Source organism: Achromobacter sp. AONIH1 (assembly GCF_002902905.1).
In the GTDB taxonomy this organism is placed as follows: domain Bacteria; phylum Pseudomonadota; class Gammaproteobacteria; order Burkholderiales; family Burkholderiaceae_B; genus Achromobacter.
Map to the genome: position 1 here is coordinate 3603601 of NZ_CP026124.1, position 15368 is coordinate 3618968.

Genomic DNA, 15368 nt, shown 5'->3' on the forward strand with positions numbered 1-15368 from the left:
GAACATGGACCACACAGGAGTCCCGTCATGACCGATCACTCGCAGCAAGGCTTCGCCACGCGCGCCATCCACCTGGGCTATGACCCGCTGCAAGAGCAGGGCGCGCTGTCGCCGCCGCTCTACCTGACCTCGACCTACACGCAGGAAAGCCTGGAGGCCTTCGATGAGATCCGCCTGGGAGAGCGCAGCGGCTACGTCTATGGCCGCACGCGCAATCCCACGCAGGCCCTGCTGGAAGAGCGGCTGGCCTCTCTGGAGGGCGCCGAGGCCGCCGTCGTCACCGCGTCCGGCATGGCCGCGATCTCGGCCACGCTGTTCTCGCTGCTGCAAAGCGGCGACGAGATCGTGGTCGACCAGATCGTTTACGGCACGGCCTTCACGCTGTTCACGCAGGGCCTGGCGCGTTTCGGCGTGCGCGCGGTGTTCGCCGATTTCACGCGCCCGGAGACGGTGGCCGCCGCCATCGGCCCCAAGACCCGCGCCGTGTATTTCGAGACGCCGGCCAATCCCAACCTGCGGCTGGTCGACATCCAGGCGGTGTCGGCCATCGCGCGCGGCAAGGGCCTGCTGACCATCGTCGACAACACCTTCGCCACGCCGGTGCTGCAGCGTCCCTTGGCGCTGGGCGCCGACCTGGTGCTGCATTCGGCCACCAAGTACCTGGGCGGCCATGGCGACCTGCTGGCCGGCGCCGTGGCCGGCCGCAAGGAACTGGTCGACGCGGTGCGCCTGCAAGGGCTGCGCTACTACACCGGCGCGACGCTGTCGCCCTTCACCGCCTTCCTGGTGCTGCGCGGCCTGAAGACGCTGGAGCTGCGCGTGCAGCGTCACAGCGAATCGGCGCTGCGCGTGGCGCGGCTGCTGCGCGAGCATCCGGCGGTGGCCGATGTGTTCTACCCGGGCCTGGCCGACACGGCCGGCGCCGAGATCGCGCGCCGCCAGCAATCGGCCGGCGGCGGGCTGGTGGCCTTTGAATTGAAGGGCGGGCTGGATGCGGGCCGGCGTCTGCTCAATGGCTTGAAGCTGGCGCGCATCGCGGTCAGCCTGGGCGATCCCGAGACGCTGATCCAGCATCCGGCGTCGATGACGCATGCCAGCTATTCGGCCGAGGACCGCGAGCGCTATGGCTTGTCAGAAGGACTGCTGCGTTTGTCGGTGGGACTGGAGACGCCCGACGATATCCTCGCGGACCTGAAGCAGGGGCTGGATCGCGCCTAGTTCCCGCGTCGGCGGTCGCCGGGCTGGCGCGGTGTCAGGGCGCGGCGTCCGTGGCGTCGCCGCGCCAGGCCAGCCATTCGCCCTCGCGCAGCCCATCCCTGGGCGCGCGCCGCGCCGCCGCCACGCCCTGGCGCAGCGCGGCCAGGTCCAGGCCGGGCAGGCGGCGCAGCAGCGCCGGCGGCAGATGGTCCGGATCCAGCGCGTCCGCGTCGAAGTCCACGGCCAGCAAGCCGCCGCCGTCGCTGGGCACGCGGATGAACCAGCTGGCTTCCAGATAGTCGCCGCTCCAGGGATCGGGAAAGCCCGCCAGCAGCAGGCGGAAGCCGAACTCGCGCACGTTGGCCCAGGGCCAGAATTCCGTCACGCCCGCCGCGCCGGCGTCGCGCCAGATGCCTGCGTCGTCGACGCGCACGCGGCTGGCCGGTGGCTGCGCGGGGTGGCGGGTGCAGAGGCGTTTCAGGCGTGACCACATGGGCAATGGGTGATGGAAGGGGGCGGACAGGGCAGGGTAGCAGGTCCACGCATTGCAAAAATGTTACAAGCATTGATCCGGATCAAACAGGCCCGGCGGCGAGCGGGTTAGGGTTGCCGTTTTTTCCTCGCCGGTCGCGGGCGGCTGTTCGCCGCTCGTGGCCCGGGCCACGCGCAGCAAGGACCATGACCATGACAGACAAGACCACGCCATCCACCGAATCGGACACGGCGGACGCGACCCGCAAGCGCGCCACGGGCGCTTCCCGTCGCAGCGCGGCGCCGCGCCGCGCGCCGGCGCGCAAGGGCGGCGCCGATGCGGCCGCGCCGGCGGCCCGCCCGCGCGCTGCGGCCGACGAGCCCGCCGCCCAGCTGCGCCGCCGCGTCGCCGAGCGCGAGGACGCCGCCCGCCAGGAGACGGCCGCCGTGCTGGCCGACATCGCCCGCCGCTACCAGGCCGCCGGCCCCGGCCAGGCGCAGGAGGCGCTGCGCGCGGTGATCGAGGAGCTGTCGCCGGATGACGCGCGCGCCGTGCACCGCGCCTTGCTGGAAGTGAACGTGCAGGGGCCTGTCGGCCGCCGCAATCCGGACGACGAGCTGGCCGTGGACTGGCGCGAGGGCATCTATCCCTACCGCCACCGCATGCTGCGGCGCAATTACGAAAAGCAGAAGTACGCGCTGCAGGTCGAGTTGCTCAAGCTGCAGGCCTGGGTCAAGGCCACCGGCCAGCGCGTGGTGATCCTGTTCGAGGGGCGCGACGCGGCCGGCAAGGGCGGCACCATCAAGCGCATGATGGAACACCTGAACCCGCGCGGCGCGCGCGTGGTCGCGCTGGAGAAGCCGTCCGATACCGAACGCGGCCAGTGGTACTTCCAGCGCTACGTGCAGCACCTGCCCACGGCGGGCGAGATCGTCATGTTCGACCGCTCCTGGTACAACCGCGCCGGCGTCGAGCGCGTGATGGGCTTCTGCGATCAGGCCGAGTACCTGGAGTTCCTGCGTCAGGTGCCTGACTTCGAGCGGCACCTGGTGTCCAGCGGCATCCACCTGGTCAAGTTCTGGTTCTCGGTGAGCCAGGAAGAGCAGCGCCGCCGCTTCCAGCAGCGCAAGGTGCATCCGCTCAAGCAGTGGAAGCTCAGCCCGGTCGATCTGGCCTCGCTGGACAAGTGGGACGATTACACGCGCGCCAAGGAAGCCATGTTCGCGCACACCGACACGGCCGATGCGCCGTGGATCGTGGTCAAGTCCGACTGCAAGAAGCGCGCGCGCCTGAACGCCATGCGCTACGTGCTCAACCGCCTGCCGTATGAAGGCAAGAGCGGCGATCCGGACATGGCGCTGGATCCGCTGATCGTGGGCCGCGCGCTCTGATCGGGTCGGCCGCCTACTTGCCGCGCATGCGGTCGATCAGGCGGCGGTCGCGCTTGGTCGGCCGGCCGTCGGCCAGGTCCAGCGCCGGCTCGGGCGCCAGCCGCCGCTGCTCGGCGGCGCGTTCGCGCGCCTGCGCGCTTTCCGGCGTTTCCTCGTAGAGCTGCCGCGCCACCGGCGCGGGGCCGCGCGCGCCGCTCACCGCGCGCACCAGCACCTCGATGGCGGGGTCTTCCTTGCGCACCTGGATGCGGTCGCCGGGCGCGACTTCGCGCGCCGGTTTGGCCGGCTGGCCGTTGACCAGGATGCGGCCCTTGCCGATCTCCTGCGACGCCAGGCTGCGCGTCTTGTAGAAGCGCGCCGCCCACAGCCATTTGTCGAGCCGGATCTTTTCCATGTGAATTCGGGGTGCAGCGGGGAAAGGCAAGATGATAAACCGTCGCCTGTCTACCCTCGGCCAGGCGGGCAGGGCCTTGGATTGTGCATGCAAGGTTCACTTGACTATTGCCGGGCGCTTGTCGATGATGTGGCCGCCTGGGCGACGATTCCTCAATAATTCCGCGTCCGGGACCCGCCGCGGCAATCGGTGGCGGGAGGCGAGACAGGCCATCTTCCCTGGGAGGGGAAATCTATGCCATCGCGCGCGCCGCCATCCGGCGCGGCAGGCTGCCGCCCGTCCCACGGCGATGCGCAGGCGCGTGACTTCCGGCAGTTTCCCCTTTTGGCTGTTTCCTGCTCGATAGGACGAAAAATGAAAAGAACCGTTCTTGCCGTCGGCCTCGCAGGCCTGGGCGGCTGCGCCGCCGTGCCACCCATGTATCCGGTGTTCGATGCGGCCAGCGATACCAAGACCTCATCTCCGTTCGTCATGCGCGAAACCTTGCCGGAAGAGCCCGCGAAAGATGGCGCAGCCAAGAAGCCCGAGCGGGTGGTCGCCATCTCGGATCTGCCCAGGACGGTGTCCAAACTCTATGAGCAGCGCGCGGCCTACCAGAATCAGGCCGACCGGGCGCAGAAGGCGCTCTATCAGACTGGCGACGGCGTCATGGTCGGCGCTGTCGTCGGCGCGGTCGGGGGCATCGTGAGCAATGTGGCGACGGCGGCGTCCGGCGCGGGCATCGCCACCGTGTCCGGGTTGATGGGCTCGCGCTACGACCTGGCGGCGCAGCGCAATATCTACAACGATGGCGCGCGCAAGGTATCCTGCATCATCACCACGGCGACGGGGTTCGCCGGACAGGCCGAACTGCTGGGAGTGGCGGCCGACGGAACCGATCCGCGGAGCAGGGACGTCGCCAATGCCGCGCAGCAAGGCGCCGACGACGTCCTGTTCCTGGTCCGCAGCCAGCTCGGACAGTTGTCGCCGCCGCCGATCAATCCGGCGGCGGTGATCGCGCTGTACAAGGGCCTGCTGGCCGTCCCCGATGCGAAAGGAATCATGGAAACCCAGGCGCTCAGCGCCGAGGAAAAACAGAGCAGGCTCGATGTGCTGGTGAACAACGCCAAGGTCGACATCAAGGCCTGCGTGGCATCCGGCGAGCAGGTGTCGCCGAAGAAATAGTCGCCTCGCGGCGCCGCGCGAGGGCACCGCTGCACGCTGCGTCAGGGCGGCGAAAAGCCGCCTTCGTCGCGCTCATCCCTGTCCGGAGTGTCGCCGGCGGTCGCGGCGGCGATCATCGCGGCGAAGGCGGCCGGGGGCAGGGGGCGGCTGAACAGATAGCCCTGCATCGCGTCGCAGCCCTCGTCCTGCAGCATCTGGCGCTGCGCCTCGGTCTCCACGCCTTCGGCCAGCGTGCGCATGCCCAGCGAATGAGCCAGCCGGACGATGCCCCGGATCACGGCGGTGGCCGTGGGCACCGCGCCCAGCGCCCAGACGAAGGACTTGTCGATCTTGAGCGTGCTGATCGGCGCCTGCATCAGATAGGCCATGCTGGCCTGGCCCGACCCGAAGTCGTCCAGCGACGCGCTGATCCCGGCCTGGCGCAGTTCGCGCAGCGCGGCCGTGGCCTGGTCCACGTCGCCCATCAGCGTGTGCTCGGTGATCTCGACCTCCAGCCGCTCGGGCGGCACGCCGTGCGACTGGCACAGGCCCACCAGCGTGGCCGCCAGGTTCGGCGCCAGCAGCTGCCGGGCCGACAGGTTCAGGCAGACCTTGGGGATGGGCAGCCCGATGGTCAGCCATTCGCTCAGGTGCCAGCAGGTGGTGTCGACCACCCACTCGGTCAGCGCCAGTTCCTGAGGCGAGTCCAGCAGAACGTCCAGGAACGAGGCCGGTCCGAGCAGGCCGCGCGACGGATGGCGCCAGCGCAGCAGCGCCTCGGCGCCACAGATGGCGCCGTTGCGCATGTCGACCTGGGGCTGGAAATGCAGCTCGAACTGGTTGCCGTCCAGCGCGGCCTGGATGTCGCCGCGCAGCGCGTTGCGCTCCTGCAAGCCGGGACTCAGTTCGTGGCGGTAGACGCGCACCTGGGAGCGGCCGGCGGCCTTGGCCGCGTACATGGCCGCGTCGGCGTAGGCCAGCAGCACGTCGGCGGAATCGGCCGGCGAATTCATGGTGGCGATGCCGATGCTCGCGCCCAGCGATACCGGGCGGCCGTGGATCTGGTGCGGCATGGACAGCAGGTTCAGCAGGGAGTTGGCCAGCGCCTCGGCGGCGCGTTCGGTGGTGTCGCGCAATACCAGCGCGAACTCGTCGCCGCCGGCGCGCGCGCAGAAGATGGACGGGGTCTGGAAGCGGCGCAGCCGCTCGGCCACGTCGCGCAGCAGCGCGTCGCCCTCGGCGTGGCCGAAGGTGTCGTTGACTTCCTTGAAGCGGTCCAGGTCCAGGAACAGCACGGCCAGCAGCGTGCGCTGGCGGCCCAGGCCGGCGGCGGCCTCCGCGATGGCGCCGGACAGCGTGTCCATGAGCTGGCGGCGGTTGGGCAGGCCGGTCAGGTAATCGTGCGTGGCCTGGTAGCGCAGCTGCGAGATCTTGGCGTGCACGTGCGACACATCGCGCAGCACCAGGACGATGCCGTCACGCGCCGGAAAGGCGCGCGCCTCGAACCAGGACGCCAGCGGCGCGTAGTAGCCGGTATGGGCCGCCGGCTGGCCGGTGGCGGCGACGGCGCGGCAGGCGTCGTGGTAGCCCGAGCCGGCCAGATCGGGATAGCTGTCCCAGACGTTGTGGCCGGCCAGTTCGGCCAGGCCGCGCCGCAGCAGGCGCGCCGCGGCCGGGTTCAGATAGCGCACGCGCCATTCCGGATCGAGCCAGATGAAGGGATCGCTCAGGCTGTCCAGCATGGCTTGGGAGGCGGCCGGGTCGGTCGCGGGCAGGCCGGCCTCGGGCCGGAAGGGGACGGGCGCATTGCTCTTTGGTGTCATCTTTTTTATGCCGGTTTGGTGCAGCGGTGTAGGAATGAAGATGCTCAGGCATGGCGTCGCGTCCCGGGCCACGCCGGCCGGAACTGGATGCGCGGTATGCAATATTCTGCAAGGTTTCTGATGTTTTATCTCATCCAGGCAAACCCGGAGAAGAATGCTGCCGGCGCTTGTCGGACGGGGGCCGGCGCCGGCTTTCGCGCCTTCGGGCAATGGCGCGAAAGCGGGTTGCCGCGTGCTTGCCCGCGCGTTGTGATAAAAGCTTGTCGCCGGGCATGGGCCAGGCCGGGCGTCCTGGCGGGCGTGCGGGCAATGAGGGCGCGCGGCACCGGAAGATGCGGCCGCGCAACACAAGGAAAGGACCTGATGCGATTCCTGAATTCCATGCCGGCGAGGATCCGCGCGCTCGTCGCCTTGGTCGTCGTGCTGGCGGGCGTCTCGCTGGTTGCGCGATTCGACGACGGCCAGGAGCGGCGCTTCGAGTCCTATGATGCGATGCGGGCCGAAGGGCAGGGCAGCTACACCTGGTTTCCGGTGTTCCTGCCCGCGTCGGCGCGACAGATTGTCTTGTATACGCGGGTCGACACGAACTATTTCCATGCCGGGTTTTCATTGGATGCCAAGGCCATGGCGGATTTCGACGTTCATCTGAAAACCGGCGCCTCCGCCGAAGGCCTGCGCCTGTTGCGCGAGCAGCAGCGCGGCATCGGCCGGGCCTGGTGCGCGCGGGCGCAGTCCCAGGGCGGCGGGTCGGACACGCTCTACCTGATCGGCAAGGACGACGCCGTCGATGGCCGGTATTTCATGGTCGGTCTGGCGAGCGCCCCGGCCGGCGCGGACGCCCCTGCGATGAAGCAGGCGGCAGGCCGGTACTGTGAATCCGAACCCGGCGCATAAGGATCCGGTCGCGACGGCGCAAAAAAACGGCGCTCCGAAGAGCGCCGCAAACCGGCAAACCGGGAGCCGGGCCTGTCTCGGCCCGGCCGTATTCAATCCAGACTTCAGTCCAGCTTCAGATTGGCTTCCTTGACCACGCGCTGCCATTTCTCGATCTCGGCGCGGCGGAAGGTGTCCAGTTCGGCGGGCGTGGAGCCGATGGGCTCGGCGCCGATGCCGGCCAGCTGTTCGGCGATGGCCGGGTCCTTCAGCACCTTGGCCAGCGCCTGCGACAGCTGCGTGACGACCTCGGGCGGCGTGCCGGCCGGCGCGAACACGGCGTTCCATTCATAGGTCTCGTAGCCGGGCACGCCGGATTCGGCGATGGTGGGCAGGTCCGGGGCGGCCGGCGAGCGGGTCGAGCCGCCCAGCGCGACGGCGCGCAGCTTGCCGTTCTTCACGTGTTGCCAGGCCGAGCCCATGCTGGCGAACATGACCGGCACCTGGCCGGACATGACGTCGATCATGGCCGGGCCGCCGCCCTTGTAGGCCACGTGCTGCAGCTGGGTCTTGGCCAGCAGGTTGAACAGCTCGCCGGCCAGGTGCTGGGCCGAGCCGGGACCGGCCGAGGCGAAGTAGACATGGCTCTTTTGATCCGGCTGGCCGAGCGTGATCAGGTCGGCCACGGTCTTGACTTCATATGAGGGCGTCACGACCAGCACGTTGGGCACGCGCAGCAGCAGCGACACCGGCGCGAAGGCGCTCAGCGTGTCGAACTGCATGCGCGAGTGCAGCGCGGGGTTCTGCGCGTGGTTCGAGGCGTCCAGCATCAGCGTGTAGCCGTCGGGCTGGGCCTTGGCGACGACCGCGCCGCCGATCATGCCGCCCGCGCCGCCACGGTTCTCGATCACCACGGGCTGGCCCAGCTCGGCGGCCAGCTTGGGGCCGATCAGGCGGGCAACGACGTCGACCGTGCCGCCGGGCGGATAGGTGACCACCAGCGTGATCGCGCGCTCGGGGTAGGCGGCCGAGGCCGCGCCGGCGCCGCCGGCCAGCAGTCCGGCGGCCAGCAGCAGGGCGCCGCGGCGGGCGACGCGTTTGAACAGAGGGGTCATGGTGCTTCTCCAGTGAATTGAAACAACCGCAGCGGGGTATCGGCAAGCACTGCTTGCCGCGCAGCGGCATCGTCGATCCAGGCGTCCAGCCACTGCGTCGCCGCGGTGTAGGACGCCAGGTGGCGATGCTCGGTATGGGGCCAGTCGCTGCCCCACATGAGCCGGTCGGGTGTGTAGGCGTCCAGCAGCAGCCGGGCGGCTTCACGGCCGGCCCGCGCACAGTCCGGCGCCGGCCAGTTGCGATAGGGCGCCGCCAGCTTGACCCAGACCTGGCCGCTGTCGGCCTGGCGCAGCAGATAGGCGAAGCCGGGGTCGGCGATGCCCAGGGCCGGGTCCGGGCGGCCGAAGTGGTCGATGACCACGCGGCAGCCGGCGGCCAGCAGGGCCGGCATGATAGCGGGCAGGCGGCTCGCCTGCAGATGCACTTCCACATGCCAGCCCAGCGTGTTGACGTGCGCCAGCAATTCCTGCCAGGCGGGCTGGTCCAGCGCGGGCAGGGGCAGGCCGATCAGGTTGAGCCGGATGCCGGCCACGCCGGCCTCGGCCAGCGCCAGCAGATCCGCCGCCGCGATGTCGGGCGACACCACGGCGACCCCGCGCAGCCGGCCGGCGGCGGCGCGCAGCGCCGCGACCAGATGGCTGTTGTCGGTGCCCAGGAAGCTGGGCTGCACCAGCACGCCGCGCGCCACGCCGTGCGCGCCCAGCAAGGCCAGGTATTGCGTCAGCGTCGCGTCGTAGTCCGGCGTGTGCCGGCGCGTGTCGGCCAGCGCCAGTCCTTGGCGAAAGACGTGCGCGTGAGTGTCGATGGCGGGGCCTTGCAAGCGAGTCTCCAGCGGGGTGGCGCTGGCCTGGGGCGGGCGCCTGTTTTCCGTATGGCGGAATTCTAGGAAGGAAGGGTATAGTTTTCTATTGTTAGAAAATGTTTTATTCATACCGAATCGATATGGAAACCCGGCATCTGCGTTATTTCCTGGCGGTGATGGACCATGGCAGCGTCAGCCGCGCCGCTGAATGGCTGGGCATCGCGCAGCCCGCGCTGAGCCAGGCGTTGGGCCGCATGGAAAAGGACCTGGGCGTGCGCCTGTTCGAGCGTTCGCGCCTGGGCGCCGCGCCCACGCCGGCGGCGCTGGCCATCGTCGAGGACGCGCGCGTCAGCGTGGCCCGCATCGACGCCGCCGAGCAGCGCGCCCGCGAGATCGCGCGCGGCAGCGCCGGCCAGCTGACGGTGGGGCTGGTGACCTCGGCGCTGTTCGACACGCTGCCGCGCGCGCTGCGCGAACTACGGCGGCAGGCGCCGGGCGTGAAGGTGGTGCTGCGCGAGATGAGCAATGCCGAGCAGGCCCAGGCCTTGCAGGACGGCGGCATCGACATCGGCCTGATGCACACGCCGGTGGCGGTGGGCGGGCGCATGCGCGAACGCCAGCTGCTGCGCGAGCGGCTGGTGGCCGCGGTGCCCGACGAGTTCGAATTGGACCCGGACGGACAGACCTCGCTGGCGCGCATCGCGCAGGCCGGCCTGGTGATGTATCCGCAGGCGCAGCTGCCTTCGTTCTATGCGGATATCCTCGACGCCCTGCGCAAGGCGGGCCACGACGCCCATGTGGCGCAGGAGGCCAACCGCACGCTGACCGTGCTGTCCTGCGTGGCCGGCGGCTGCGGCGTGGCGCTGCTGCCCAGCTGGATCCGGTCGATGGATTTCAGCGGCGTGCGCTTTTGCGAAGTGCGCGACGGACAGTCGCTGCCCAGTTTTGACCTGAGCGCGATCTGGCCCGCGCGCTCGGTGCCGACGCTGGCTGATCTGTTCGCCAACCTGGATTTGCGGCCCGCCGGCGCGGCGCAGACTTAAGCCAGGCTTAAGGCGGCGGAGCGCATCGGAACTCGGCTCGCGCGCCCCGTCTAACTTGGAAATCTCGCACAAGGTTTCCAAGCGATGGACCTGAACTGGAACGACCAGCTCGCGCAAAGCGCATGGTGGCTGTTGCGCGCCTTTTTCATCACGGCCGTGGCGCTGGCCGTGTCCGCCACCTTGCTGGCGCGTTTCACCGGCTGGGGCCGCAAGTTCTGGCGGCTGGCCTGGCCCTACCTGACGCCGCGGCGCAGCTGGCGGCCGCTGCTGACCGTCGCGCTGCTGCTGTTCCTGGCCATGTTCGCCGTGCGCATGACGGTGCTGTTTTCCTATTGGTACAACGGTTTCTACAGCGCGCTGCAGGCGCTGGACCAGACGGCCTTCTGGCATTTCCTCGCCATCTTCAGCGTGCTGGCCACCGTGCATGTGCTGCGCACGCTGGTCGACAGCTATGCCGGCCAGGCTTTCGACATCCATTGGCGCGTGTGGCTCAACGAGCGCCTGACGCATGACTGGCTGGACGGCCGCGCCTACTATCGCGGCCATTTCCTGGACCAACCCGTCGACAACCCCGACCAGCGCATCGAGCAGGACATCGGGCTGTTCGTCGCCGGCACCCGCACGCTGGCCATCGGCGCCCTGAGCGCGGTGGTGTCGCTGGTGGAGTTCACCGCCATCCTGTGGGGCTTGTCGGGGGCTCTGGCTGTGGCGGGCGTGGAAATCCCGCGCGCCATGGTGTTCATGGTCTATGTGTACGTCGTCATCGCCACCGTGTTCGCGTTCCGCATCGGCCGTCCGCTGATCCGGCTGAGTTTCCTGTCCGAGCGCCTGACCGCCAACTTCCGCTATGCGTTGGTGCGGCTGCGCGAGAACGCCGAGAACGTGGCGTTCTACCAGGGCGAGGGCGTGGAGCGCGCCACGCTGCGCGAGCGCTTCCTGGCCTACGTGGCCAATCTGTGGGCGCGCGTCTACCGGGGCCTGAAGTTCGACGGCTTCAACCTGGCCGTGAGCCAGGTGGCGGTGGTGTTTCCCTTCCTGCTGCAGGCGCCGCGCTTTTTTTCCGGCGCGATCAAGCTGGGCGACATGATGCAGACCTCGCAGGCCTTCGGGCAGGTGCAGGACGCGCTGTCCTTCTTCCGCACCTCATACGATACCTTCGCCCAGTACCGCGCCACGCTGGACCGCTTGAGCGGCTTCCTGGATGCCAACGAGGCCGCGCGCGCCTTGCCGGCCGTGACCGCCGAGGACCATGGCGAGCTGGCGCTGGATGGCCTGAGCGTGCAGCGACCTGACGGCAGGCCCATGGTCAGCGACCTGGACCTGCGTCTTCTGCCGGGGCAGGCGCTGCTGATCAAGGGGCCGTCCGGCAGCGGCAAGACCACGCTGCTGCGCGCGCTGGCCGGCTTGTGGCCCTGTGCGCAAGGCCGGCTGCGCCGGCCGCTGGGCGCGCGGGCGCTGTTCCTGTCGCAGCGGCCCTATCTGCCGCTGGGCGAGCTGCGCGGGGCGGTGGCGTATCCGGGTCTTGCCGGCCCGCAGGATGATGCGCGCCTGGCCGACGCGCTGGAGCGCGTGAATCTGGGCCATCTGGCGCCGCGCCTGGGCGAAGCCGCCGACTGGTCGCGCGTGCTGTCCATCGGCGAGCAGCAGCGCCTGGCGTTCGCGCGGGTGCTGTACAACCGGCCCGCCATCGTGTTCCTGGACGAGGCCACCTCGGCGACCGACGAGGGGCTGGAGCATGCGCTGTATCGCAGGCTGCGCGCGGACCTGCCCGAGGCGATGCTGGTCAGCGTGGGGCATCGAGGAACGCTGGATGCGTTCCATAGCCACCGGCTGGAGCTGGATGGGACGGGCAGGTGGTCGGTGGGGCCGATGGAGGAAACGCCGCGGCGCCAGGCGGCCTAGCATGCCGTCCGGCGGATACGCCAGCGGCCGTGGCCGTCAACGTTGCCGGCTCGATGGCGAATCGGGGATGTACCGGAACACCAGTACGGCTTGGCTGAACGATGGCTTGCCGTCGCGTTCGACGGGCTGCATGCGGAGCTGGTCCGCGGCCGCGAGCGCAGTGATGTTCAGCGCGCGGTTGGGATCGGGCGACAGGATGACCGCATGCCGCACCACGCCTTTTTCGTCCAGCAGCACGCGCATGTAGACAACGCCGCCGATGCCGTTGCGCCATTCCCCCGTGGGATAAATCGGATCGGGATATTTCGCGAAGACCAGCGCGTCTGGCAGATCGTCGGGCCACCGGCCAGGGGGTACGCCGAGCACGGTGCACCAGCCCAGGTCGGCGAGCGGACCGCTGACGCAATGCTCGGCGTAGGACTTCATGGTCAGGGACTTGACGGTGACGTGCCCGTCCATCTTCACGGAACGCAATGGCGCGACCTGCGGATAGGTCAATGGACGATGCGCGTCGTGATACATGTAGATCAGCGCGAGCACGCAGACGATGGCGACCCAGACCTTGATCCGATGCATCGACATCCAGGCGAGCAGCCACCGCCCTCGGAGCCAGCGCGCCGCCGCGCCGCGCCAAGCCGTCGCGGCTCCGGCGCCGATGTCGAGCGCGGCGAGGTCCGGGGCTTCACGGCACAACGTCTCCAGGCTGTCGCCGTGCTTGATGGCTTGCCAGAACATGGGCTTGCGCCACCGCCGCGCCGCGCGCAGCGCGGCTTGCATGGCGGGATGCTGTTCCGGCGGCAGGCGGACCAGGAATTCCATCTGATCCTGAATGCGCTGGAACCAGAGAGACAGGTTCCAGTCGTCGGGAAACGGCTGACCTACCTCGTTCCAGCCGAAGTGGCGGGTCGCCGCCTCGAACAGCGCCAGTTGCCGATCCGGCTGGTCCCGGATGGACTGCGCCAGGCTGGCGGACAGTTGCTCGACGGCATCCAGGCGCGACAGGCGCTCGTCCAGCATCGCCTTTCCCAACAGCGTAGTGTGTTGGTCGGCGGCCGCCTGCATCAGCGTGCGCGTCCAGTGGATCACGCCTTCGGCCTGTTGTGCGGGCGTGGGGCCGGGCGCGGGTTCGGACACCGTCCAGGCGGGAGCCGCCTCGCCAGCAAGAGGTGTGCCGGTGGGGCGTGATTCGTCCTGGGCCGACGCGGGATCCAGGTTGGGCGGTGCCGCGGCTGTTTCCGTTTCCATCGGCGAGGGGCCGGGTTCCGGCTCGTCGTCGTCTTGCTCGCGCTGCCATTCGGCCCAGGCGCGTGCGCGCTCGTAGGCTTCGCGCAGTGCGGCGAAACCTTCCGGGTCGCCGGCCTGGTCCATGCGCTTGAGCAGCACGGCATACGCGCGGCGGATGGCTTTCTGGTCGGTGGTGGGCGAGATGCCCAGCGTCGAGAACAGTGCGTCAGGCATGCGGCTATTCGCTGTAGCCGGGATCGTAGGCGCGATCGAACACGCTGTACCGTTCCAGTGCGTCGACCTCTTGCGTCAGCCGGGCTCGCGCGGGTGGAATGAGGCGCGCGTTCTGTTGCTCGATCACTTGCTCGAACAGCAGGATTTCATTGGCCAGATGGTGCCGCTCGTCGCCCCGCAATACCTGATAGACGCGCTCGGCGCGCGCCAGCAGCGTGCGGTTCGCAGTCTGCTCGCGCGGATGGATCTTGAGCGAGGCCAGTTCTTGCAGCCGGCGTTGGACCTCGGCGTCGCTCATATGCCTGTCGGCGCTCTGGATCACGATGCGCTGGCGCTGGCTTGATCCGGGCATGCCGGCCTCGACTTCCAGCAGGCCGTTGACGTCGTAGGTGAAGCGGACCTGGAACGACGACTCGGCGCGCGGCCGGCGCGACAGCGGCATCTTGAGCGTGCCCAGCAGGATGTTGTCGCGCACCAGCCGGGATTCACCCTGGTAGATGTTCAGCTCCACTTCGGGCTGGTCGTCGTCCACGGGCGAGTAGGTTTCCTCGCGGCTGATCGGCACGACGCTGTTGCGTTCGATGATCGGAGAAAAGTGTCCGTCGACGCGCTGGCCCGACGGCAGGGTGCGCGTGACTTCGACACCCAGCGTGTAGGGGCACACGTCCGTCATGACCACTTCGTCCAGCGCCTGGTCCTTTATCTTCAGCCCTGCCATGACGGCCGCGCCCGCCGCCACCACTTCATCGGGGTTCATCTCGATGTTGGGAAAGCGGCCGAACATGCGGGTCACGAGCTGGCGCACCAGCGGCATGCGCGTGGCACCGCCGGCCAGGACCACGGTGGCGATGTCGGCGCTGCGGATGCGCGCGTCGCGCAAGGCGCGTTCGACGGGCGCGCGCAGACGGGCCAGCAGCGGCTCGCTCCAGTCGGCCAGCCGGTCCTGGGTCAGGTCGAGCGCGTACTCCGTGTCCCGCCACGCGACTCGCAGGCGCGATTCGGCCTGCTGCGACAACTTGATCTTGGCGATTTCCGCCTGCGCCAGCAGTTGTTGCATGAAGCGGGGATCGTCGCGGGCCTGGGCCGGCACCTCGGCGCGTTGCAGGAACTGCTTGACGATCTCGGCGACGAAGTCCTCGCCGCCCAGGAAGTTGTCGCCAGCCGTGGCGCGCACTTCCATCACGCCCTCGAACAGCTCCAGCACCGACACGTCGAAGGTGCCGCCGCCCAGGTCGAACACCAGGAATTGGGTTTCCTCCTGCTGCTGGTGCAGGCCGTAGGCCAGCGCGGCGGCGGTGGGTTCGTTGATCAGGCGCTCCACCTTCAGGCCGGCCAGTTCGCCCGCGATGCGCGTGGCCTGGCGCTGGGAGTCGGAGAAATACGCGGGTACGCTGATGACGGCTTCGAGCACCGGCGCGCCCAGCAGCGCTTCGGCGTCGGCCTTCAGCGCGCGCAGCACCAGCGAGGACAGTTCCTCGGCCCGGAAATCGCGGTCGCCAAGCCGGAACGGCTTGTCGCTGCCCATATGGCGCTTGAACAGCGCGGCGGAGCGGTCCGGATGGGTTTGCAGGCGTTCGCGCGCGGCCTGGCCCACTAGCAGCGAGCCGTCTTGGTCCAGGCTGACGCAAGAGGGCGTGAGATACGTTCCCAGCGTATTGGGCACCAGGCGCGAGGCGCCGTCCTGCCAGATGGCCGCGAGGCTGTTGGTTGTGCCCAGGTCTATGCCGATGATCATTTTCTTCTCTGGTGCAAAC

13 protein-coding genes are annotated in these 15368 nt (G+C 69.1%); 6 read left to right on the forward strand and 7 right to left on the reverse strand.

Features of this window, described 5'->3' with window-relative positions:
* The first annotated feature begins 27 nt into the window (after positions 1–27).
* Positions 28–1218 (forward strand): PLP-dependent aspartate aminotransferase family protein, encoded by a 1191-nt coding sequence (locus C2U31_RS16560; RefSeq protein WP_103273756.1) that lies wholly within the window; start codon positions 28–30, stop codon positions 1216–1218.
* Positions 1219–1252: 34 nt separating this feature from the next.
* Here the strand turns inward: C2U31_RS16560 and C2U31_RS16565 are convergent, their stop codons facing one another.
* Positions 1253–1690, reverse strand: a complete 438-nt coding sequence (locus C2U31_RS16565) for a hypothetical protein (protein WP_103273757.1) — start codon at positions 1688–1690, stop codon at positions 1253–1255.
* A gap of 191 nt (positions 1691–1881) precedes the next feature.
* Between C2U31_RS16565 and ppk2 the strand changes: the two genes are divergently transcribed.
* Positions 1882–3060 carry a polyphosphate kinase 2 gene (gene ppk2 / locus C2U31_RS16570; RefSeq protein ID WP_199770835.1) on the forward strand — a complete coding sequence of 393 codons (1179 nt, stop codon included), beginning with the start codon at positions 1882–1884 and terminating at the stop codon, positions 3058–3060.
* Positions 3061–3073: 13 nt separating this feature from the next.
* Here ppk2 and C2U31_RS16575 read toward each other — a convergent pair whose 3' ends face one another.
* Positions 3074–3454 carry an RNA-binding S4 domain-containing protein gene (locus C2U31_RS16575; RefSeq protein WP_103273759.1) on the reverse strand — a complete coding sequence of 127 codons (381 nt, stop codon included), beginning with the start codon at positions 3452–3454 and terminating at the stop codon, positions 3074–3076.
* Between the two features lie 234 nt (positions 3455–3688).
* Between C2U31_RS16575 and C2U31_RS16580 the strand changes: the two genes are divergently transcribed.
* Positions 3689–4618, forward strand: coding sequence for a hypothetical protein (locus C2U31_RS16580; RefSeq protein ID WP_158658395.1), 930 nt, complete (start codon positions 3689–3691; stop codon positions 4616–4618).
* A gap of 41 nt (positions 4619–4659) precedes the next feature.
* Here C2U31_RS16580 and C2U31_RS16585 read toward each other — a convergent pair whose 3' ends face one another.
* Positions 4660–6420, reverse strand: coding sequence for a bifunctional diguanylate cyclase/phosphodiesterase (locus C2U31_RS16585; protein WP_233772402.1), 1761 nt, complete (start codon positions 6418–6420; stop codon positions 4660–4662).
* A gap of 363 nt (positions 6421–6783) precedes the next feature.
* Here C2U31_RS16585 and C2U31_RS16590 point away from each other — a divergent pair, with 363 nt between their 5' ends.
* Complete coding sequence (locus tag C2U31_RS16590) at positions 6784–7314, forward strand: hypothetical protein (protein WP_103273761.1); 531 nt, start codon at positions 6784–6786, stop codon at positions 7312–7314.
* A 104-nt stretch (positions 7315–7418) separates the two neighbouring features.
* Here C2U31_RS16590 and C2U31_RS16595 read toward each other — a convergent pair whose 3' ends face one another.
* Together C2U31_RS16595 and C2U31_RS16600 are read right to left on the reverse strand one after the other, a co-directional pair.
* Positions 7419–8408: a tripartite tricarboxylate transporter substrate binding protein gene (locus C2U31_RS16595; RefSeq protein ID WP_103273762.1), complete on the reverse strand. Its 990-nt coding sequence runs from the start codon at positions 8406–8408 to the stop codon at positions 7419–7421.
* On the reverse strand, positions 8405–9229 hold the full coding sequence (locus C2U31_RS16600) for an amidohydrolase (protein ID WP_233772403.1): 825 nt from the start codon (positions 9227–9229) through the stop codon (positions 8405–8407). Before C2U31_RS16600 ends, C2U31_RS16595 begins: the two co-directional genes overlap by 4 nt.
* A 122-nt stretch (positions 9230–9351) precedes the next feature.
* Here C2U31_RS16600 and C2U31_RS16605 point away from each other — a divergent pair, with 122 nt between their 5' ends.
* Both C2U31_RS16605 and C2U31_RS16610 read left to right on the forward strand, forming a co-directional pair.
* On the forward strand, positions 9352–10254 hold the full coding sequence (locus C2U31_RS16605; RefSeq protein ID WP_103273764.1) for a LysR family transcriptional regulator: 903 nt from the start codon (positions 9352–9354) through the stop codon (positions 10252–10254).
* An 84-nt stretch (positions 10255–10338) separates the two neighbouring features.
* Positions 10339–12156: an ABC transporter ATP-binding protein/permease gene (locus C2U31_RS16610; protein WP_103273765.1), complete on the forward strand. Its 1818-nt coding sequence runs from the start codon at positions 10339–10341 to the stop codon at positions 12154–12156.
* Positions 12157–12192: 36 nt separating this feature from the next.
* Here the strand turns inward: C2U31_RS16610 and C2U31_RS16615 are convergent, their stop codons facing one another.
* Both C2U31_RS16615 and C2U31_RS16620 read right to left on the reverse strand, forming a co-directional pair.
* On the reverse strand, positions 12193–13614 hold the full coding sequence (locus C2U31_RS16615) for a TonB family protein (RefSeq protein ID WP_103273766.1): 1422 nt from the start codon (positions 13612–13614) through the stop codon (positions 12193–12195).
* Between the two features lie 4 nt (positions 13615–13618).
* On the reverse strand, positions 13619–15349 hold the full coding sequence (locus C2U31_RS16620; RefSeq protein WP_103273767.1) for a molecular chaperone HscC: 1731 nt from the start codon (positions 15347–15349) through the stop codon (positions 13619–13621).
* Positions 15350–15368: the final 19 nt, after the last annotated feature.